Origin of the sequence: Duganella sp. CT11-25 (assembly GCF_047302815.1) — a bacterium.
GTDB lineage: Bacteria > Pseudomonadota > Gammaproteobacteria > Burkholderiales > Burkholderiaceae_D > Rugamonas.
Genome location: NZ_JBKBFD010000001.1, coordinates 3,926,735 through 3,946,337 on the forward strand (window position 1 = coordinate 3,926,735; position 19,603 = coordinate 3,946,337).

The following is a 19,603-nucleotide window of genomic DNA, read 5'->3' on the forward strand; positions in this document are numbered from 1 at the left end:
CACTTTACAATTTTCGGGTCTTGACGGGTGTTACCGTATGTATCCGAGGCTTTACAAGGTGGCATGGGATTGGACCGCGGCGGCGGGCCGGCGGTGGGCGCCGGGATGGGGATAGTCGGCCATCTGGGCGAACATGGCGATGACGCAGCGGTCGGCGTCCAGCACCTGCCGGGAGCGCATCTGCGGGCGCGGCAGGGCGTGCGTGTAGTAGTGCGCGCCCTCGACCGGATAGCCCAGCGCCCAGATGTTGCGGGACGGCTCGCCCTGGGTATTGAGCGGCTGGCTGGCGTGGTCGATATCGATGCCGCCGGGGTGGAAGACGCCGTTGTAGTACGGCCGCGCAAGGCCGCGTTTTAACACATTACGGATGAGCAAGGATGTCTCGGTTTCGGGAAAAAAGCCGTCCAGGCGGGCGATGACGAGGGCGTCGACCGGCCGTTTTTCGACGCCGCCGGCAAATTTGGTGGTGAGCACATAGGTCGAATCGTTCTCATCGATGTCGACCGTGCAACCAGGACCGGACAGGAGCTCGACCACGCCGGCGTCGAGCAGCGCCAGCAGCTCCTCGTTGCGGCGCAGCGGCGGCCCGAACGCCGCGCGGTTGATGGCCGGGTGGTAGACGTTGAGGAATTTGCGGTGCGAGGCCGGCGTCAGCCCGCCGTGCTCGATCGCCGCCTGCAGCGTGGCGCGCACGTCGCGCAGCACGTCGGTGGCGGCCTTGACCGGACTGGCAACATTGCCCAGCCGGGCCTGGGCCAGGTCGGCCGCCAGCCAGCCGGTGAAGAACTGGCGGAACGCCTCCAGCGTGGCGAATTGCTGGTCCTGCAGCGGAAACAGCAGCGCGTCGATCAGCGCGGCGTCGCCGGCCCCGAGCTGGAAGGCGGCCGGGTCGTCCGGCATGGCGGGATCCTGCGCGCGGCGGTACACATACGCCATTTCGCGCTTGAGCAGCGGCAGCAGTTCACGGTCGAAATCCAGCTGGCGGCTGCCGCGCGTGGCCAGCGCCTGGCGCCGCAGCGCATCCACCGCATCCGGGGTGAAGTAGTGCGGCTGGTGGCGGCCGTCCAGGCCCTTCTGGTTGATCCCGCGCGCCGCGTACGGCAGGCAGTTGCGCGAGCACAGCGTCAGCCTGGGTTCGCGCCCCGAGCGCTGGTAGCGCAAGCCGCCCCGCCCGTCCTCCAGGCGCACAAAGGCGCCGCCGCGTCCCACCGTCAGCTCGGCCAGCACGTCGTGCGCGCTCAGGCCCAGGCCCTGGATCGCCACGCGCGCGTCGGCGCCGATGCGCACCAGCTGGTCCAGCGGATAGACCTGGCGCACGAACGCCAGCCGGCTGTTGTAGCGCGCGTGGTCTTGCGCGAACTTGGCCAGCCAGGCGTCGAGGTCGCCGGGCAGGCTGGCGCCGTGGCCGGTCGTCAGGAACACGAAATCGCTGAGCACGATGTAGCCGCTGTCGAGCTCGATGGCGCTGCGGCCGTCCGGCTGCTGCCACAGGTCGCAGGCGCGCAGGCGGTGATGCGTCAGGCTCACGCAGGCGGGCAGCGCGGCGGCGATCTGCTGGTAGACCCAGGCCAGGTATGCGCCCAGCAGGCTGCGCGGCAGGTAGTCGGCGTCGCCGATGCCGGCGCCGGCGCCGGCATCGCCCAGCGGGTAGTAGCGCTCGCCGACGCGGCGGTAGCCCTGCTGGCGGGCCCAGGCGGTCAGCGACGGCGTGGCGCACACCGGCGCATGCTGCACGGCGCCGGCGGCGGGAAACATGGTGACCTGGCTGGCCAGGGTGTTGATCAGCAGATGCTGCGGCTGGCGCGCGGCATGCACGCCCGGCCCGCATTCGCCGGGTTCGATCAGGATGATGTCGAGCAGCAGTTGCCGGCTGCCGGCGATGGCGGCGATGCGCTCAAGCACGCTGAGCCCGCGCGGGCCCATGCCGATGATGGTGACACTGTAGCGTTTCATCTTCGATCGCCCTCTTTATCATAGCCAACTTGTCTATGATAAAGAGGCAACCTTCAGATCAGCTTGTCACCGCTCAATGCTTGACAATGTTCACGGCTTTCAGCGGCACGGCGTGCACACCTTCGTGCAACTGCGGCGGCTCGGCGGCCAGGGCGTCGGCGGCGATGGCGTCGTCGCTCATCGGCCCGGTGCCGCTGTACTTGTCGAGGAACAGGTAAATGACCGGCGTGATGTACAGCGTGATCACTTGCGAGAAGATCAAGCCGCCCACCACGGCCAGGCCCAGCGGCTGGCGCAGCTCGGCGCCGGCGCCCAGGCCCAGCGCGATCGGCAAGGCGCCCATCAGCGCCGCCATGGTGGTCATCATGATCGGGCGGAAGCGCAGGATACAAGCCTGGCGGATCGCCACCTCCGGCGTCAGCCCTTCGTTGCGCTGCGCGTGCAGCGCGAAGTCGATCATCATGATGGCGTTCTTCTTGACGATACCGATCAGCATCAGGATGCCGATGATGGCGATCATCGTCAGGTCCAGGTTGAACAGCCGCAGCGTGATCAGCGCGCCGACCGCGGCCGACGGCAGGCCGGCCAGGATGGTCAGCGGGTGGATATAGCTTTCATACAGCACGCCCAGCAGCACGTAGATCACACCCAGCGCGGCGATGATCAGGATCAGCTGGCTGCCCTGCGAGCTCTGGAACACCGCCGCGTCGCCGCCGTAGTTGGTGATGATCGACGGCGGCAGATGCATGTCGGCCGCCCACTGGTCGATCTTGGCGGTGGCCGTGCCCAGCGGCACGTCCGGCGCCAGGTTGAACGACAGCGTGATCGCCTGCAGCTGGCCCTGGTGGTTGACGGCGGTCGGGCCGATGGTGCGCTCCACCGAGGCAAAGCTGGACAGCTGCACCAGCTGGCCGGTCTTGTTGCGCACCGAGATCTTGGTCAGCGCGCTGTCGAACTGGCGGTCGGCGTCGGCCGCTTCCAGGATCACGTAGTAGCTGGCGGCCGGCGAATAGATGGTCGACACCTGGCGCTCGCCGAAGGCCAGGTACAGCGCGGTGCGGATGTCGCCGATGGCCACGCCGAGGTTGTTGGCCTTGTCGCGGTCGATCTTCAGCGACGCTTGCAGGCCCTTGTTCTGCGAATCGCTGGTGACGTCGCGGAAGTCCTGGTCGGCGCGCATGCGGTCCATATACTTGTCCGCCCATTCGTTCAGCGCGCCCGGGCTGACCGATTGCAGCGTGTACTGGTAGCGGCTCTTGGACTGGCGTCCGCCCAGCTGCAGATTCTGCACCGGGCTCAGGTAGACGGCGATGCCGGCCACCTGCTTGGTGGCCTTGCGCAGGCTGTCCAGCACTTGCGGCATCTTCTTGCGCTGGTCGCGCGGCTTGAGCACCAGGAACATGCGGCCGGTGTTGCCGCCGCCGACGAAGGAGGTCACGTCCTGCACGTTGGGGTCGGCCTTGATGACGGCCGCCACCTTGTCCTGCAACTCCATCAGCGAGGACGAGGAAATGTCTTCGGACGCCTCGGTGCTGACGCGGATCTGGCCCAGGTCTTCCTCCGGGAAGAAGCCTTTCGGTATCGTGATGTACAGCACCGCCGTCAGCGCGAAGGTGCCCAGCGCGGCCGCCAGCACGATGTAGCGGTGGTGCAGCGCCACGTCCAGCGTGCGGGCGTAGAAGTTGCGCAGCGCGCTGAAGCCGGCCTCGAACCAGCGGCCGATGAAGCCGCCCTTGTCGTGCTCGGGATCGATGGCGTCGGCCGGCAGCAGGCGGCTGGCCAGCATCGGCACCAGCATCAGCGACACCGCCGCCGACACCAGCACCGACAGCGCCACCACCACGGCGAATTCGTGGAACATCAGGCCGATCACGCCCGGCATGAAGAAGATCGGGATGAACACCGCCACCAGCGAGACCGAGATCGAGATGATGGTGAAGCCCATCTCCTTGGCGCCGACCAGCGAGGCCTGCAACGGCTTCTTGCCCATCTCGATGTGGCGCACGATGTTTTCCAGCACCACGATCGCATCGTCGACCACCAGGCCGACCGCCAGCGTGATGCCCAGCAGCGAGACGTTGTCCAGGCTGTAGCCGAAGGCGTACAGCAGGGCCAGCGCGCCCAGCAGCGAGATCGGCATCGTGATGGCCGGGATGAAGGTGGCGGCGGCGCGGCGCAGGAACAGGAAGATCACCATCACCACCAGGCCGACCGTCAGCAGCAGGGTCAGGTTGACGTCGTGGATCGCTTCGCGGATCGAGACCGAGCGGTCGTTGACCAGGTTGATGTTGATCGAGGCCGGCAGTTGCGCCTTAAACTGCGGCAACAGCCGGCGCACGCCGTCCACCACCTGCACGGTGTTGGCGTCCGGCTGGCGCTGCACCAGCAGCACGATCGAGCGCTCGCCGTTGTAGCTGCCGGCCGCCTTGATCGACTGGAAACTGTCCTGCACGTCGGCGACGTCCTTCAGGCGCACCGGCTCGCCGTTGCGCTGGGCGATGATCAGGTTGGCGTAGTCGGACGCCTTCATCAGCTGGGCGTTGCCCTGGATGGTCAGCGTCTGGCTCGGACCGTCCAGGATGCCCAGCGGGGTGTTGGCGTTGGCCGACTTGATCGCCTGCTGCAGTTCATCGAGCGTCAGGTTGCGCGCGTTCATCAGGTCCGACTTGGCGCGGATGCGCACGGCGAAGCGCTTCTGGCCGTTGACCGAGACCTGCGCCACGCCCGGCAGGGTCGACAGGCTCGGCGCGATCAGGTTCTCGGCGTAGTCGTTCAGCTCGGCCAAGGTCAGCGACGGCGAATTCATGGTCATGAACAGCACCGGCGCGTCGGCCGGGTTGACCTTGCGGTAGGACGGCAGGTCGGTCATCTCGATCGGCAACTGGCGCTGGGCGCGCAGCAGCGCGGCCTGGACGTCGACCGCCGCTTCGTTGACGTTGATGCTGGGATCGAACTCCAAGGTCAGCGAGGAATTGCCCAGCGTGTTGGTCGAGGTGATCAGCGACAGGCCGGCGATGGTGGAGAACTGCTTTTCGAGCGGCAAGGCGACCGACGACGCCATGGTGTCGGGCGAGGCGCCCGGCAGGTCGGCCGAGACGTTGATGACCGGGGTGTTATAGCTCGGCAGCGCCGCGACCGGGATGTAGAAGTAGGACAGCACGCCGGCCAGGATCAGGCTCAGCGACAGCAGCACCACCATCACCGGACGCCGTATGCACAACTCTGAAAGGTTCATCGCTTAGCCCTTCTGCTTAGTGTCACTAACCTTGTCGCCAATCTTGGCATCGGCAGGCTTGTCGGCCCCGGCGATGCGCACCTTGCCGCCCGGCCGCAGGTTTTGCTTGCCGTCGACGATGATTTGTTCATTGCCGCTCAATCCGGACACGGCGGCACTGTCGCCAAAGCCATGCAAGCGCTTGATATTGACCACCTTTGCGGACTGGTCCGTATCAACCGCGTAGACGAAGGTGCCGCGGGTATTGCTAATGATAGCGTTTTGCGGGATCACCATCGCATCTTTTATGATGTGCGAGACCAGCTGGGTGTTGACGTACTGGCCCGGCCACAGCCTGGTGTCCTTGTTGTCGAACTGGGCCTTGACGCGGATCACGCCGGCCACCGGGTCGACCGTGTTGTCGATAAAGCTCAGCTTGCCGCTGATCTGCTGCTCGCCGCCGCCGGTGGCGACCGTGACCGGCACCATGCCGTCCTGCTGCGCCTGCATCAGGCCGGACAGCGCCGATTCCGGCAAGGTGAAGGCGACGGTGATCGGGTCCAGCTGGGTGACGGTGGCCAGCAAGGTGGCCATTTGCACCAGGCTGCCCGGATAGACGTTGATGGCGCCGACGCGGCCGTTCATCGGCGCGCGGATCACGGTGTAGCTGGCGTCGACGCCGGCCGCGCGGGCGGCGGCGATATCGGCGTTGAGCAGCGCGCGCGCCGAATCGACCTGGCTCTTGAGCGTGTCGACCGCGCCCTGGGCGATGAATTTCTTGTCCAGCAGTTCCAGCGCGCGCTTGTACTGGCGCTCGTAGTCGGCCAGCGAGGCCTGGTCGCGCGCCACCTGGGCCTGCGCCTTGTCCACGTTGGCGCGCTCGCTGCGGTCGTCGAGCGTGAACATCAGCTCGCCGGATTTGACGAACTGGCCTTCCTTGATGTGCACCTTGGCGATGGTGCTGGTGGTTTGCGGATGCAGGTCCACCGTGCTGATCGGCGTGACGGTGCCGTTCGCCTGCAGCGTGACCGGCACATCCTGCCGTTTCGGCGCGACGATGCTGACCGTGGTCGGACCTTGCGGGCCGTTGCCGTTCAGCGCTTTGCCGCCGGCTTCATGGGCCGGTGCGCCGTGGGTCAGATACCAGATGCCGCCGCCGACCACGACGACCGCGCCGACCAGAGATGCTAAGGAAGATTTTTTCATTTTTTGAACTAGGTTTTGCCGCTGAAAAATATTGCCGCCGTGCATAAGGCGGAACATTGTCGCATAGTATTTGTGCGAAAAACCGCGTCGTTGCTACCGCCAGACGGTTTTTTATCGACCAGTGTTGGTCATGAAGTGGTCACAATCGGCTAGTGGCCGGCGTAGTACTCCGGCACGATCAGCGTCACTTCCAGGCCGCCGTCCGCATGGTTGGACAGCATGACGTTGGCGCCGTGCTGCTCGGCGATATTGCGGGCGATGGTCAGCCCCAGGCCGGTGCCGCCGGACTCGCGCGAGCGCGATGTCTCGATGCGGTAGAACGGCTCGAACACGCGCGCCATTTGATCTTGATCAATACCCGGACCGCCGTCGCGGATGCGGATGCGGGCCGCGCCGACCATGCGCTCGACGGTAACGTTGGCGTAATGGCCATATTTGACCGCGTTGTCGATCAGGTTGACCAGGCAGCGGCGGATCGCCAGCGGCCGGCCCATCAGCGCCATCGCCGCGCGGCCGCGCAGTTCGACCTGCTGGCCGCCGTCGGTGGCGTCGCTGCACACGCTGTCGAGCAGCGCATCCAGGTCCAGCGCCTGCATGGTTTCCGTGGTGTCCATGCTGCGCGCCAGGTCCAAGCCTTCCTTGACCATCTGCTGCATGGCCGACAGGTCGTCGATCAGGCGCTGCTGCAGGTCGGCGTCGTTGACCTTTTCCAGCCGCAGGCGCAGGCGGGTCAGCGGCGTCTGCAGGTCGTGGGTGATGGCGGCCAGCATCTGCGTGCGCTGCATGATGTGCTGGCGGATGCGCGCCTGCATGGCGTTGAAGGCGGCGCTGGCCTGGCGGATCTCGGCCGCGCCGCTCAGCACCACCGGCGGGTGGTTGATGTCGTTGCCCAGGTCCTTGGCGGCCTGCGCCAGCTGCTTCAGCGGCCGCATGGTCATGCGCGTGACCAGGTAGGCCAGGAAGGCGATGCTGAGCAGGAAAGGCAGCATGGCCAGCAGTTCGCTATGGGTGGACGGCGGCGGCGGGCGCGGCGGCAGCACCGACAGCTTGAGCACCTGGCCGTCGTGCAGCTGCACGTTCATGGTTTCGCAGGTGCCGCGCCACTGGGTCGGCGCGAAGATGTTGCTGCTCTGGCGCGGCAGGTCGCAGGCCGGTGGGTGCTCGTCCAGCGGGCCGAGCTTGTAGCGCTCGCCCAGGCGCTGCTGCAGCGAGGTGGAAAAATCGGTCGGCGGCAGCGCGGTCGCGACCGGCATGTCGGTCGCTTCCAGCCGCACCGTGCCGCGGCTGGTGGCGGCCAGATAGGTCGGGCGCGCGCTGTCCGGCATGACGTCGGCGGTGGTGATCAATTGCTCGGCCCGTTCCAGCGCATGGAAGTCGCGGTAGCGCTCCAGCGCGCGCGTGCGTTCGCCCACGGCCAGCCACTGGGTCAGCGCCGCCGAAGCGACGATACCCAGCAGCAGGACCAGGAACACGCGCCCGGTCATCGAACCGAGGAAGGCTTTCACGCTTGCGGCTCCACGGTGACCTGGCCGGCCAGCACGTAGCCGCCGTTGCGGACCGTCTTGATGATTTGCGGCAGGCGCGCATCCTCGCCCAGCTTCTGGCGCAGGCGGCTGATCTGGATGTCGATCGAGCGGTCGAACGGATCGGCGTCGCGGCCTTGCGTCAGGTTCAGCAGCTGGTCGCGGTTGAGCACGCGGTTCGGGTGTTCGAGGAAGACCTTGAGCAGACGGAATTCCGCGCCCGACAGCATGATGACGATGCCGTCCGGATTGAGCAGGTGGCGCGCGGTCAGGTCCAGCGTCCAGCCGGAGAAGCGCATCTGCTGCGCCTTGTCGGCGCCGCTGCCGGACGGCATGGCGTTGCTGCGCCGCAGGACGCTGCGGATGCGGGCCAGCAGCTCGCGCGGCTCGAACGGTTTCGGCAGGTAGTCGTCGGCGCCCATCTCCAGGCCGAGGATACGGTCCAGCGGTTCGTTGCGCGCGGTCAGCATGATGACCGGCAGGGTCGAGTGCGCGCGCAGCTTGCGGCACAGCGTCAGGCCGTCGTCGCCCGGCAGGTTGAGGTCGAGCACGACCAGGTCCGGGCGGGCTTCATCGAGCAGCTTCCACATGGCCGTGCCATCGGCCGCGCACAGGGCGCGGTAGCCGTTCGATTCCAGGTAGTCGGCCAGCAAAGTGCGGATGTCGCGATCGTCGTCGACGATCAGAATAGTAGATGTGGGTTCCATGTGCCAATTATCCCCAGTTCGGCCACGCGTGACCAATCACCAATTGTATCGTCTTGTATATCCCCCTAGGGACGAAACATCTGGATACAAAAACTTCGGCCATAGAAACGTAAGGGCAACCTTGGACTGCCAACATGGGTTCAAGCGCGGCAACAAACGAGCCGCGATGACCTCAACCTCAATGATAAAGGAACGACCATGAACGTCTTACGCAAAAGCATACTGATCGGTTTCACGGTATTGGGCATGGCCGCCGCCCACGCCCAGGACGCCAGCGCAACGGCCGGCAGCCACGACGCCGGCGCGCGCAAGGAGCACATGCAGGCCAAGATGGCCGATATGTTCGCCAAGCGCCAGGCCAGGCTGCATGATCTGCTGAAGCTGACCGCGCAGCAGGAGTCGGCCTGGGCCACCTATCAGGCGGCGATCAAGCCGGCGCCGATGAGCGGCACGCCGCCGGAACGCGGCGCCTTCGCCAAGCTGCCGGCGCCGGAGCGCATGGCCAAGATGCTGGACTTCAGCAAACAGCGCCAGGCCAAGATGGAAGCGCACCTGAGCGCGCTGACCGCGTTCTATTCGCAGCTGACGCCGGAGCAGAAGGCGACCTTCGATGACCGCACCATGGGCGGCAAGCACGGCGGCGGCCCGCGCGGCCATCGCGGCGGCTGGGGCGGCCACCACGGCTAAGCCGGCTTAGTTGAGCCGGGACAGGGATGCGGCGAACTTCGCCGCATCCTGGAAGCCGATCACGCGGGCGCCGGCGATTTCCTTGCCCTGCTGGTCGAACAGGATGATGCCGGGCGGGCCGAACAGGCCGAAGCGTTTCAGCATGGCTTTGTCGTCGGCGTCGTTAGCGGTCACGTCCACCTGCAGCAGCAAGGTGTTGGCCAGCTTGGCGCGCACCTTGGGATCGACGAAGGTCAGTTTCTCCATTTCCTTGCAGGACACGCACCAGTCGGCGTAAAAATCCAGCATCGCGGTCTTGCCGCCGGTTTGCGCCAGCACCGCGTCGAGTTGCTGCACGGTCTTGACGCGCTGGAAGGCCAGCTGCGCCTCATGCGCAGCCTTGCCGCCGGCCAGGTGCGCCAGCGGCGCCAGCGGATCGCGTCCGCCGCTGACCACGCCGACCAACTGGGCCACGCCCAGCACGGCAAACACCACACCGACCGACTTGGCCACCCACTGGCCGGAATGCATCAGCAGATACATGCCATAGCCGACGAACAGCGCGGCCCAGCCCATCATCTGCACCGCGCCCGGCAGCACCGGCGACACCAGCCACCAGCCGACCGCCAGCATCAACACGCCGAAGAAGCGCTTGACCGCGTCCATCCACATGCCGGCCTTCGGCAGCAAGGCGCCGGCCGAGACGCCGACCAGGATCAGCGGCACGCTCATGCCGACCGCCATCGCGAACAGCGCGCTGCCGCCGATGACGACATCGCGCGACTGGCTGATGTAGACCAGCGCGGCCGCCAGCGGCGCCGCCACGCACGGGCCGACGATCAGCGCCGAGATCGCGCCCATGACGAACACGCCGGCCAGTTTGCCGGACGATTGGCGGTTGGAGACGGTGCTCAGTTTGCTTTGCAGCGCAGCCGGCACTTGCAGTTCGTAGAAACCGAACATGGACAGCGACAGCAGCGCCATCAACAGCGCGAAGGTGCCCAGCACCCAAGGATTTTGCAGCGCGCCGGCCAGGCCTTCGCCGGCCAAACCGGCGGCCACGCCCAGCGCGGTGTAGACGATGGCCATGCCCAGGGCGTAGGTGACCGAGAGCAGCAGGCCACGACGGCGATTGCCGGTGTCGCCCTCGCCGACGATGATCGAAGACAGGATGGGCACCATCGGCAGCACGCACGGCGTGAACGACAGGCCCAGGCCCAGCAAGGCGAACAGCGGCAGGATGACCAGCAGCTTGCCGCTCTTTAAAGCGGCTTCCAGGCGGCCGGCGTCGTCGGCGGCGGGCGCGGCGGCGGCGGCCACCGGCGGTGCCGGCGGCGTGGTGTCGGTGGCGGTTGGTGTTGGCACGGTGTAAATATTGACGCCGGGGCTGACGGCGGCGGGCTTGCCTTCGCCGATGGCCGCGACCGGCTTGGCGCTTGCGGCGGCCGCGGTCGGTGTGGCTGCAGCTGCGACAGCGGCTGGCGTGGCGACCGCAGCGGCCGGCAACGGTACCGAGCCGCTACCGGTCAGCGCGGCCTTGTAATCCTGCGGCGCGTAGCACAGCCCTTTTTCCGAGCAGCCCTGGCCGCCGGCCAGCAGCGTGAACGGGCCGTTGACTTCGACCGGTATCGTGATGGTGACGCTCTTGCGATAGGTCTCGACATCCTTGGCGAAGGTCTCGTCGTAATGCACCTTGCCCGGCGGGATGGCCGGCGTGCCGAGCTTGGCGCCGGTGGCGCTGAACTTGAAGCGCTCGCGGTACATATAGTAGCCGTCGGCGATCTGGAAATTGACCGAAATGGTGTGGCCATCGACCATTTTCGCCGTGAACTTGAAAGCTTCGGACGGGTCGAGGAAGACGTCGTCGGCACGTGCGGGAGAGGCCAGCAGCAGCGCCATCAGGGTCAGCAGCGGTGCAAAAAAACGGACAATACGATACATGAAAACCTTCTATCGGCAGGAGTAGTCATTGGAGCAACAGGCATAGTACACCGGCGGTGCGTTTCCCGCCTGAGCCGGGCCTTAAAGCCCCTGTTTTATGCGAAACTCCCCCTTTCCCGTCCATGGAGTGTTCCGATGTCCACTATCCGTCCGCTGCTGCTCACCACCCTGGCCCTGGCCGTCATCCCCGCTTTCGCGCAAGCCCCCGCCAAGGCGCTGGCGGCCGTCTCCGAAAAGGATTTGCTGGCCCATATCAAGACGCTGGCGTCCGACGAATTCGAAGGCCGCGCGCCCGGCTCGCCCGGCGAGGTGAAGACGGTGGCCTATCTGCAGCAGGAATTCAAGAAGCTGGGGCTGAAACCGGGCAATCCGAACGGCAGCTGGATACAGCCGGTGCCGATGCGCGGCCTGACGCCGACGCCAAGCTTCAGCTACACCATCGCCGGCAAGAGTGTGGCGCTGAGTTTCCCGGATGACTATGTTGCGCATTCGACCAGCCAGCCGGCCAGCGTCAACGTTGCCAACTCCGAGATTGTATTTGTCGGCTACGGCGTGCAGGCGCCGGAATATGGCTGGGACGACTATAAAGGCGTCGATGTGCGCGGCAAGACCATCCTGATGCTGATTAACGATCCGGCCGTTCCGAACCCGAACAATCCGGCCGAGCTGGATCCGTCCATGTTCAAGGGCAAGGCCATGACCTACTACGGCCGCTGGACGTACAAGTACGAGATCGCCGCCAAGCTGGGCGCGGCGGCGGCCATGATCATTCATGAAACAAAGCCGGCGGCCTATCCATGGGAAGTGGTACGCAGCGGCGGCAATGGCGAGTTCTTCAGCCTGCTGCGCCAGGGCGACGATCCGGACGCGCCGGCGATCCCCGGCTGGATCCAGCTGGACCAGGCCAAGGCCATGATGGCGGCGGCCGGCTACGATTTCGATACGCTTAAAAAACAGGCCATCACCAAGGACTTCCGGCCGGTCAGCCTGAAGGGCACGGCCGATTTCAAAATTGACAATGCTGCGCGGGTGGTGAACTCGAACAACGTGGTGGCCAGGATCGAGGGCAGCGATCCCAAGTTGAAGAATGAATACGTGATCTACAGCGCGCACTGGGATCACCTGGGCATCGACGAGCGCCTGCCGGGCGAGCGCAGCAAGCAGATTTACCACGGCGCGCTGGACAACGCCTCCGGCGTCGCCGCGCTGCTGGAGTTGGCAAAAGCATACAAGGCGCTGCCGCAAGCACCGAAGCGTTCGATCCTGTTTGTGGCGACGACAGCGGAAGAACGCGGGTTATTGGGCGCCAAATATTATGCGAGCAATCCGCTGTATCCATTAAAGAACACCGTCGCCAATATTAATATCGACGGCATTAACGCTTTTGGCCGGACCGCGCAGATTGAGAATGTCACGTCGGGGCATTCCAGTATCGATGGATTATTGGCTAAATATGCCAAAACCCAGGGCCGGGCAATGGAGAATGATTCCCGCCCGGAATTGGGCAGTTTCTATCGCGCGGATCAATTGGAATTCGCACGCGCCGGCGTACCGGTTTTATATACCAAGGCCCGCAGCCGTTATCTGGATAAACCGGATACCTATGCGCGCGAAGTCGTGGATAATTATTTCACGCACGATTATCACCAGCCGACGGACAGCTTCCGAAATAACTGGGACTTCAGCGGCGGCGTGCAGGATATTCAATTGCTGTTCCAGGTCGGCCTGGATATCGCGCAGGGAATAACGCCGACATGGAATGCCGGTTCGGAATTCAAAGCCGCCGGCGACCAGCGCCTGAAGTAATCAATCCGCCAGAGCGGCGGGTGGAAGGCAAGCTCCACTCGCCGCCGTCATCCTTCCGCCCTCCTCAGTCCAGCGACGTCCATGCGCGCCTATGAGCTCGTGCTCAAAAATGGCGCGCACATGCCAAAAATTGGCATGTGCTGAGACAGGACGTCGATATAAACCTTATCGAAATGAAGAGCGATAATACTATCGCTAGCGTTGAGGTCCGGAGTTTTAAATTAAATAAGGCGGAGCTGATTCAATATTCCCGAGAATAAAAAAAGCCAGGCAGAGCCTGGCTTTTTTATTAGACTAGCTAAAACTGCGAAGATTACTCTTCTGCGGTTGGAGCTGCGTCGATGTCGGTGACTTCTGGACGGTCCATCAGCTCAACATAAGCCATTGGAGCGTTGTCGCCAACACGGAAACCCATTTTCAGGATGCGCAGGTAGCCGCCGTTGCGGTTTGCGTAACGTGGGCCCAGTTCTGCGAACAGCTTCAGAACCATTTCACGATCGCGCAGACGGGAGAATGCCAGACGCTTGTTTGCCAGGGTATCGACTTTGCCCAGGGTCAGGATCGGCTCGATCACGCGGCGCAGTTCTTTTGCCTTAGGCAGCGTGGTTTTGATGGCTTCATGACGCAGCAGGGAAACGGTCATGTTGCGCAGCATTGCCAGACGGTGGGACGAGGTACGATTCAGTTTACGGAGGCCGTGACGGTGACGCATGGTACTTCCTTTCAGGTGTTTAAATCCGAGTTCTTCGATCGCTCCAGTTGCCAGGAGCGCGGACCGGTTCTAGGGATATACGCCCGACACAACATGTGCCAGGCGGGTGCAGCAAAATGCTGATCAGTTGGCAACAGGGCAGAACATCGCTGCGCGATGTCCAGCACTGTCGCCCAAGCTGTTATTTTTCCAGGCCTGCAGGCGGCCAGTTTTCCAGCTTCATGCCCAGGGTCAGACCGCGGGATGCCAGAACTTCCTTGATTTCGTTCAGGGACTTGCGGCCCAGGTTCGGCGTCTTCAGCAGTTCGTTTTCCGAACGCTGGATCAGGTCGCCGATGTAGTAGATGTTTTCCGCTTTCAGGCAGTTGGCCGAACGTACGGTCAGCTCCAGGTCGTCCACTGGACGCAGCAGGATAGGATCGACCAGCGGTGCGCGCGATGGCGCTTCGGCAGCGGCTTCGGTGCCTTCCAGGGCAGCAAACACGTTCAGTTGATCGACCAGCACGCGCGCCGATTGACGGATCGCTTCTTCCGGCGAGATGACGCCGTTGGTTTCGATGTTGATGATCAGCTTGTCCAGGTCGGTACGCTGTTCCACGCGAGCGGACTCGACGAAGTAGGAAACGCGGCGCACTGGCGAGAACGACGCATCCAGAATGATGCGGCCGATGGTCTTGTTGGTGTCTTCGGACAGGCGGCGAACGTTACCCGGCACATAGCCGCGGCCTTTTTCGACTTTGATCTGCATGTCCAGCTTGCCGCCGGCGGTCAGGTGAGCGATCACGTGGTCCGGATTGATCAGTTCCACGTCGTGTGGCAGATCGATGTCCGAAGCCAGGATGGCGCCTTCGCCTTCTTTTTTCAGGGTCAGGGTGACGGAGTCACGGTTGTGGACTTTGAAGACCACGCCCTTCAGGTTCAGCAGCAGGTCGACGACGTCTTCTTGTACGCCGTCCAGGGACGAATATTCGTGTACAACGCCAGCGATCGTCACTTCGGTCGGCGCGTAGCCCACCATCGACGACAGCAGTACGCGGCGCAGCGCATTACCCAACGTATGGCCATAGCCGCGTTCGAACGGCTCCATCACGACTTTAGCGTGGCCGGCGCCGAGCGCCTCTACATCGATAATACGTGGCTTCAACAAACTGTTTTGCATGTAAATGTCCTTTTCAATACCCTCGGCGCGTTAGGCCGATAAGGCTGATGGCATTAGTGAAAACGCCCACTCGAGCGAGTGGGCGGGTTTTTTTGCTGCTTAGACTACAGATTAACGCGAGTACAGCTCGACGATCAGCGATTCGTTGACGTCGTTGGCGATTTCGTTACGCTCTGGCAGGGACTTGAAAGTGCCTTCCATTTTCTTGGAGTCAACCGACACCCAAGCTGGCATGCCGACTTGTTCAGCCAGCGACAGCGCTTCAACGATACGCACTTGTTTCTTCGACTTTTCGCGGACGGCGATGACGTCGCCGACTTTGACCACGTACGAAGCGATGTTGACCACTTGGCCGTTCACGGTGAACGCTTTGTGCGATACCAGCTGACGCGCTTCAGCGCGGGTCGAGCCGAAGCCCATGCGGTATGCGACGTTGTCCAGGCGGGTTTCCAGCAGCTTCAGCAGGGTTTCGCCGGTGTTGCCTTTGCGACGGTCGGCTTCCGCGAAGTAGCGACGGAACTGACGTTCCAGCACGCCGTACATACGCTTGACTTTTTGCTTTTCGCGCAGTTGATTGCCGTAGTCCGAGGTGCGGGCACCCGATTTCACGCCGTGTTGGCCTGGTTTGACGTCCAGTTTGCACTTGCTGTCCAGCGAGCGACGTGCGCTCTTCAGGAACAGGTCAGTACCTTCACGACGGGAGAGTTTTGCTTTAGGTCCGATATAACGTGCCACGATGCTTCCTTTTTATAAATAATAACGCCCCAGCCACATGCGGTACGATGCCCGGCGATGCGGTTAGGCGCTAGTCTGATCCTCAGGGTGGGCCAGACGGTGGCTGAAAAACAAATAACCCATCGAACGGTGTTCGACAGGCGACAACAGCCGGGCAGTATAACCGTTTCCGGCTTTCTGCTCCAGCGATTTCTGACAGTCGGAAGGAGGCGAAGCGAACTTCGCCGCCGACCGGACTATTAGATACGACGACGTTTTGGAGGACGGCAGCCGTTGTGCGGTACTGGGGTAACGTCCTGGATCTCGGTGATCTTGATGCCCAGGTTGTTCAGTGCGCGCACTGCGGATTCGCGACCAGGACCAGGGCCCTTGATGCGCACTTCCAGGTTCTTCACGCCGCATTCCACCGCGACTTTACCAGCTGCTTCGGCCGCAACCTGCGCTGCGAACGGGGTCGATTTACGCGAACCCTTGAAGCCAGCACCACCGGAAGTTGCCCACGACAGAGCGTTGCCCTGACGGTCGGTGATGGTAATGATGGTGTTGTTGAAGGAAGCGTGAACGTGTGCGATACCTTCGGCAACGTTCTTCTTGACCTTCTTGCGTACGCGCGCTGCTGCTGCGCTGCTTTGTTGCTTAGCCATGTGATTTCCCTAGATTATTTCTTGAGCGATTGAGCGGCTTTGCGCGGGCCCTTGCGGGTACGCGCATTGGTGCGGGTGCGCTGACCGCGGACCGGCAGGCCCTTACGGTGACGCATACCGCGGTAGCAACCCAGATCCATCAAACGCTTGATGTTCATGGACAGTTCGCGGCGCAGATCGCCCTCGACGATGAATTTTGCTACTTCATCGCGCAGCTTTTCCAGTTCGCTGTCGTCCAGATCCTTGACCTTTTTGTCGGTCGCAATACCCGTCGCGGCGCAGATGAACTTTGCGCGTGGGCGGCCTACACCGTAGATGGCCGTCAGGCCGATAACGGTGTGCTGATGATTTGGGATATTAACCCCTGCAATACGTGCCATTCGTTATTCCTCGATAAATAACGGTTATTAACCTTGACGCTGCTTGTGACGCGGTTCGACGCAGATTACGCGAACGACGCCCTTGCGCTTGATGATCTTGCAGTTGCGGCAGATCCGCTTGACTGAGGCGTTAACTTTCATTTTGCACTCTCTTCTTGGTTCGATTATTTAAGTTACTTGGTCCGGAACACGATGCGGGCACGGGACAGATCGTAAGGTGTCAGCTCTACCGTCACCTTGTCGCCAGGAAGAATGCGGATATAGTTCATCCGCATTTTACCCGAAATATGCCCGAGCACCACGTGTCCGTTTTCCAGCTTTACTCGAAATGTTGCATTTGGGAGATTCTCAAGAATCTCGCCCTGCATCTGTATGACGTCGTCTTTTGCCATTCGGTATGTTTGAAACCGCGCTTATCGCGTCGGAATTCCGCCCTTGAAGTTTGCTTTGCGCAGCAGCGATTCATATTGCTGCGACATCACGTAGTTTTGTACTTGCGCCATGAAATCCATGGTAACAACCACAATAATCAACAGAGAAGTACCGCCGAAATAGAATGGTACTTTCCACTCAGCGACCATGAATTCCGGCAACAAACACACCAAAGTGATGTAGATGGCGCCAGCCAGTGTCAAACGTGTCAGGATCTTGTCGATGTAACGGGCAGTCTGCTCACCGGGACGTATCCCTGGCACAAAGGCCCCGCTCTTCTTCAAGTTATCCGCTGTTTCCTTGCTGTTGAAGACCAGCGCTGTATAGAAGAAACAGAAAAACACGATCGCAATGGCGTACAACAGTGCGTGGATGGGCTCGCCTGGCCCCATCGATGCTGCCAAATCTTTCAGGAACCGGACCGCCGGGTTGGCCGTATCGGCGCCCTGCGTGAACCAGCCCACGATCGTTGCCGGGAACAAGATAATCGACGAAGCGAAGATCGGTGGGATCACGCCGGCCATATTCAGCTTCAATGGCAGGTGCGACGTTTGTCCACCGTAAATCTTGTTACCCACCTGGCGTTTCGCGTAGTTCACCAGAATCTTGCGTTGGCCACGTTCCACGAAGACCACCAGGAACGTCACCGCCACCACCAGGATCATGATGATGATCGCGGACAGGGCGCCGATCGAACCGTTGCCCACCGACGAGGCCAGGCCTCCCAGTGCGCCCGGCAAGCCGGCGGCGATACCCGCGAAGATGATGATCGAGATGCCGTTACCGAGACCGCGCTCGGTAATCTGCTCGCCCAACCACATCACGAACATGGTTCCGGTCAACAGCGTAACGACCGTCACGAAACGGAATGCATAGCCTGGATCCAGCACCAGACCTTGCTGCGACTCCAGTGCGACTGCGATGGCCAACGCCTGGAACGTTGCCAGCACCACCGTGAAATACCGGGTGTACTGGGTGATCTTGCGGCGGCCAGCTTCGCCTTCTTTTTTGAGCGCTTCCATCTGCGGCGAGACGATCGACACCAGTTGCATGATGATCGAGGCCGAGATGTAAGGCGTGATACCCAGCGCAAAGACTGTGAAGCGCGCCAGAGCGCCACCGCTGAACATGTTCAACATGCCCAGGATGCCGCCCTCTTGCGACTTGAACAGCGAGGCCAATTGTACCGGATCGATCCCGGGAACCGGGATGTGAGCGCCGATACGATAAACCACCAATGCGCCAAGCAAGAACCAGAGCCGGCCCCAAGGGAAACCAGCTGCTGCACTTTTAGCCAATTGTGGATTAGTCGCCAATTTTCGCTCCGATCAAGCTGTTAGCGGTCAACTCAGGCTACCGAGCCGCCGGCTGCTTCGATGGCGGCTTTCGCGCCAGCGGTCACTTTCAGGCCTTTGAGGTTCACCGCTTTGGTGATCTCGCCGGACAGAATGACGCGCACGTCGCGTGCCAGCACGCTCAGTACGCCAGCTTGCTTCAGCACCAGGATGTCGACATCGCCGACCGCCAGTTTGTTCAGGTCGGACAGGCGCACTTCAGCTTTGAAGGTGGCGTTGAGCGACTTGAAACCGCGCTTAGGCAGACGGCGTTGCAGAGGCATCTGACCGCCTTCGAAACCGACTTTGTGGAAGCCGCCCGAACGCGATTTTTGACCCTTGTGACCACGGCCCGAGGTTTTACCCAGACCGGAGCCGATACCGCGGCCGACGCGACGCTTGTAGTGCTTAGCGCCATCGGCTGGTTGTATGGTATTCAGTTCCATGATTTCTCCGTGTGTAAGCCCGGGGGCTTACGCAACTACTTTAACGAGGTACGAGACTTTGTTGATCATGCCGCGCACGGATGGGGTGTCTTCCAGCTCGGCGACCGAGTTGACGCGACGCAGACCCAGACCGCGGACGGTGGCACGGTGATCCACACGCGTGCCGATCAAGCCCTTGACCAATTGTACTTTGACGGTTTTAGTTGTCATGTCGTTCACCTTAGCCCAGGATCTCTTCGACCGACTTGCCGCGCTTGGCGGCGATGTCGGAAGCAGTGCTCATTTTTGCCAGGCCGTCGAGCGTGGCGCGCACCAGGTTGTAAGGGTTCGACGAGCCGGTGGATTTCGCCACCACGTCCGTCACGCCCATTACTTCGAAGATCGCGCGCATTGCGCCGCCGGCGATGACGCCCGTACCCGGTTTAGCTGGGTTCATCATCACTTTCGACGCGCCGTGACGGCCGTAGACGGTGTGATGCAGCGTGCCGTTTTTCAGTGGTACCTTGATCAGGTTGCGGCGGGCTTCTTCCATTGCCTTCTGCACACCGACCGGTACTTCCTTCGACTTGCCCTTGCCCATGCCGATGCGGCCATCGCCGTCACCAACCACGGTCAGCGCGGCGAAACCCATGATACGACCACCCTTGACCACTTTGGTCACGCGGTTGATCGCGATCATTTTTTCGCGCATGCCGTCATCCGGCTTGTCGCTTGCCATTTTTGCTTGCATTTTTGCCATGATCGT

Annotated in this window: 19 protein-coding genes; 2 read left to right on the top strand and 17 right to left on the bottom strand. The window is 62.4% G+C overall.

Going from position 1 to position 19,603, the window contains the following annotated elements:
- Window positions 1-51: 51 nt before the first annotated feature.
- The 5 genes from ACEN9F_RS16855 to ACEN9F_RS16875 all read right to left on the bottom strand — a co-directional run bounded on the left by ACEN9F_RS16855 (window position 52) and on the right by ACEN9F_RS16875 (window position 8,603).
- Window positions 52-1,953 carry an FAD/NAD(P)-binding protein gene (locus ACEN9F_RS16855; RefSeq protein ID WP_413421491.1) on the bottom strand — a complete coding sequence of 634 codons (1,902 nt, stop codon included), beginning with the start codon at window positions 1,951-1,953 and terminating at the stop codon, window positions 52-54.
- A gap of 73 nt (window positions 1,954-2,026) precedes the next feature.
- Window positions 2,027-5,188: an efflux RND transporter permease subunit gene (locus ACEN9F_RS16860; protein ID WP_413421493.1), complete on the bottom strand. Its 3,162-nt coding sequence runs from the start codon at window positions 5,186-5,188 to the stop codon at window positions 2,027-2,029.
- A 3-nt stretch (window positions 5,189-5,191) separates the two neighbouring features.
- Entirely contained in the window at window positions 5,192-6,373 is a 1,182-nt protein-coding gene (locus ACEN9F_RS16865; protein ID WP_413421495.1) for an efflux RND transporter periplasmic adaptor subunit, read from the bottom strand.
- A gap of 149 nt (window positions 6,374-6,522) precedes the next feature.
- Complete coding sequence (locus ACEN9F_RS16870; protein WP_413421497.1) at window positions 6,523-7,878, bottom strand: ATP-binding protein; 1,356 nt, start codon at window positions 7,876-7,878, stop codon at window positions 6,523-6,525.
- A complete protein-coding gene (locus ACEN9F_RS16875; protein ID WP_413421499.1) occupies window positions 7,875-8,603 on the bottom strand; it encodes a response regulator in 729 nt (242 codons plus the stop codon). Before ACEN9F_RS16875 ends, ACEN9F_RS16870 begins: the two co-directional genes overlap by 4 nt.
- 198 nt (window positions 8,604-8,801) lie before the next feature.
- Here ACEN9F_RS16875 and ACEN9F_RS16880 point away from each other — a divergent pair, with 198 nt between their 5' ends.
- Window positions 8,802-9,290 (top strand): Spy/CpxP family protein refolding chaperone, encoded by a 489-nt coding sequence (locus ACEN9F_RS16880; RefSeq protein WP_413421501.1) that lies wholly within the window; start codon window positions 8,802-8,804, stop codon window positions 9,288-9,290.
- A 6-nt stretch (window positions 9,291-9,296) separates the two neighbouring features.
- Here the strand turns inward: ACEN9F_RS16880 and dsbD are convergent, their stop codons facing one another.
- The gene (gene dsbD, locus ACEN9F_RS16885; RefSeq protein WP_413421503.1) at window positions 9,297-11,210 is read right to left on the bottom strand and encodes a protein-disulfide reductase DsbD; all 1,914 of its coding nucleotides are present in this window, start codon (window positions 11,208-11,210) and stop codon (window positions 9,297-9,299) included.
- A 135-nt stretch (window positions 11,211-11,345) separates the two neighbouring features.
- Here dsbD and ACEN9F_RS16890 point away from each other — a divergent pair, with 135 nt between their 5' ends.
- Window positions 11,346-13,016, top strand: coding sequence for a M20/M25/M40 family metallo-hydrolase (locus tag ACEN9F_RS16890; protein ID WP_413421505.1), 1,671 nt, complete (start codon window positions 11,346-11,348; stop codon window positions 13,014-13,016).
- 313 nt (window positions 13,017-13,329) lie between these two features.
- On the opposite strand, the gene rplQ is transcribed toward ACEN9F_RS16890, so the two are convergent.
- From rplQ to rpsE, 11 genes are all read right to left on the bottom strand, one after another.
- Complete coding sequence (gene rplQ, locus ACEN9F_RS16895; RefSeq protein WP_413421507.1) at window positions 13,330-13,728, bottom strand: 50S ribosomal protein L17; 399 nt, start codon at window positions 13,726-13,728, stop codon at window positions 13,330-13,332.
- A gap of 181 nt (window positions 13,729-13,909) precedes the next feature.
- On the bottom strand, window positions 13,910-14,887 hold the full coding sequence (locus ACEN9F_RS16900) for a DNA-directed RNA polymerase subunit alpha (protein ID WP_008444343.1): 978 nt from the start codon (window positions 14,885-14,887) through the stop codon (window positions 13,910-13,912).
- Window positions 14,888-14,998: 111 nt separating this feature from the next.
- Entirely contained in the window at window positions 14,999-15,622 is a 624-nt protein-coding gene (gene rpsD / locus ACEN9F_RS16905; RefSeq protein WP_176655254.1) for a 30S ribosomal protein S4, read from the bottom strand.
- 239 nt (window positions 15,623-15,861) lie between these two features.
- Entirely contained in the window at window positions 15,862-16,266 is a 405-nt protein-coding gene (gene rpsK, locus ACEN9F_RS16910) for a 30S ribosomal protein S11 (RefSeq protein WP_008444339.1), read from the bottom strand.
- Between the two features lie 14 nt (window positions 16,267-16,280).
- A complete protein-coding gene (gene rpsM / locus ACEN9F_RS16915) occupies window positions 16,281-16,646 on the bottom strand; it encodes a 30S ribosomal protein S13 (protein ID WP_019923475.1) in 366 nt (121 codons plus the stop codon).
- Window positions 16,647-16,673: 27 nt separating this feature from the next.
- On the bottom strand, window positions 16,674-16,787 hold the full coding sequence (gene rpmJ, locus ACEN9F_RS16920; protein ID WP_005663407.1) for a 50S ribosomal protein L36: 114 nt from the start codon (window positions 16,785-16,787) through the stop codon (window positions 16,674-16,676).
- Window positions 16,788-16,819: 32 nt separating this feature from the next.
- On the bottom strand, window positions 16,820-17,038 hold the full coding sequence (gene infA, locus ACEN9F_RS16925) for a translation initiation factor IF-1 (protein ID WP_005663428.1): 219 nt from the start codon (window positions 17,036-17,038) through the stop codon (window positions 16,820-16,822).
- 21 nt (window positions 17,039-17,059) lie between these two features.
- Window positions 17,060-18,394: a preprotein translocase subunit SecY gene (secY, locus tag ACEN9F_RS16930; RefSeq protein ID WP_413421511.1), complete on the bottom strand. Its 1,335-nt coding sequence runs from the start codon at window positions 18,392-18,394 to the stop codon at window positions 17,060-17,062.
- 32 nt (window positions 18,395-18,426) lie between these two features.
- Window positions 18,427-18,858: a 50S ribosomal protein L15 gene (gene rplO / locus ACEN9F_RS16935; protein ID WP_166097815.1), complete on the bottom strand. Its 432-nt coding sequence runs from the start codon at window positions 18,856-18,858 to the stop codon at window positions 18,427-18,429.
- 27 nt (window positions 18,859-18,885) lie between these two features.
- Window positions 18,886-19,068 (bottom strand): 50S ribosomal protein L30, encoded by a 183-nt coding sequence (gene rpmD, locus ACEN9F_RS16940; RefSeq protein ID WP_413421513.1) that lies wholly within the window; start codon window positions 19,066-19,068, stop codon window positions 18,886-18,888.
- A 10-nt stretch (window positions 19,069-19,078) separates the two neighbouring features.
- On the bottom strand, window positions 19,079-19,597 hold the full coding sequence (gene rpsE, locus ACEN9F_RS16945) for a 30S ribosomal protein S5 (protein WP_413421515.1): 519 nt from the start codon (window positions 19,595-19,597) through the stop codon (window positions 19,079-19,081).
- Window positions 19,598-19,603 lie beyond the last annotated feature (6 nt).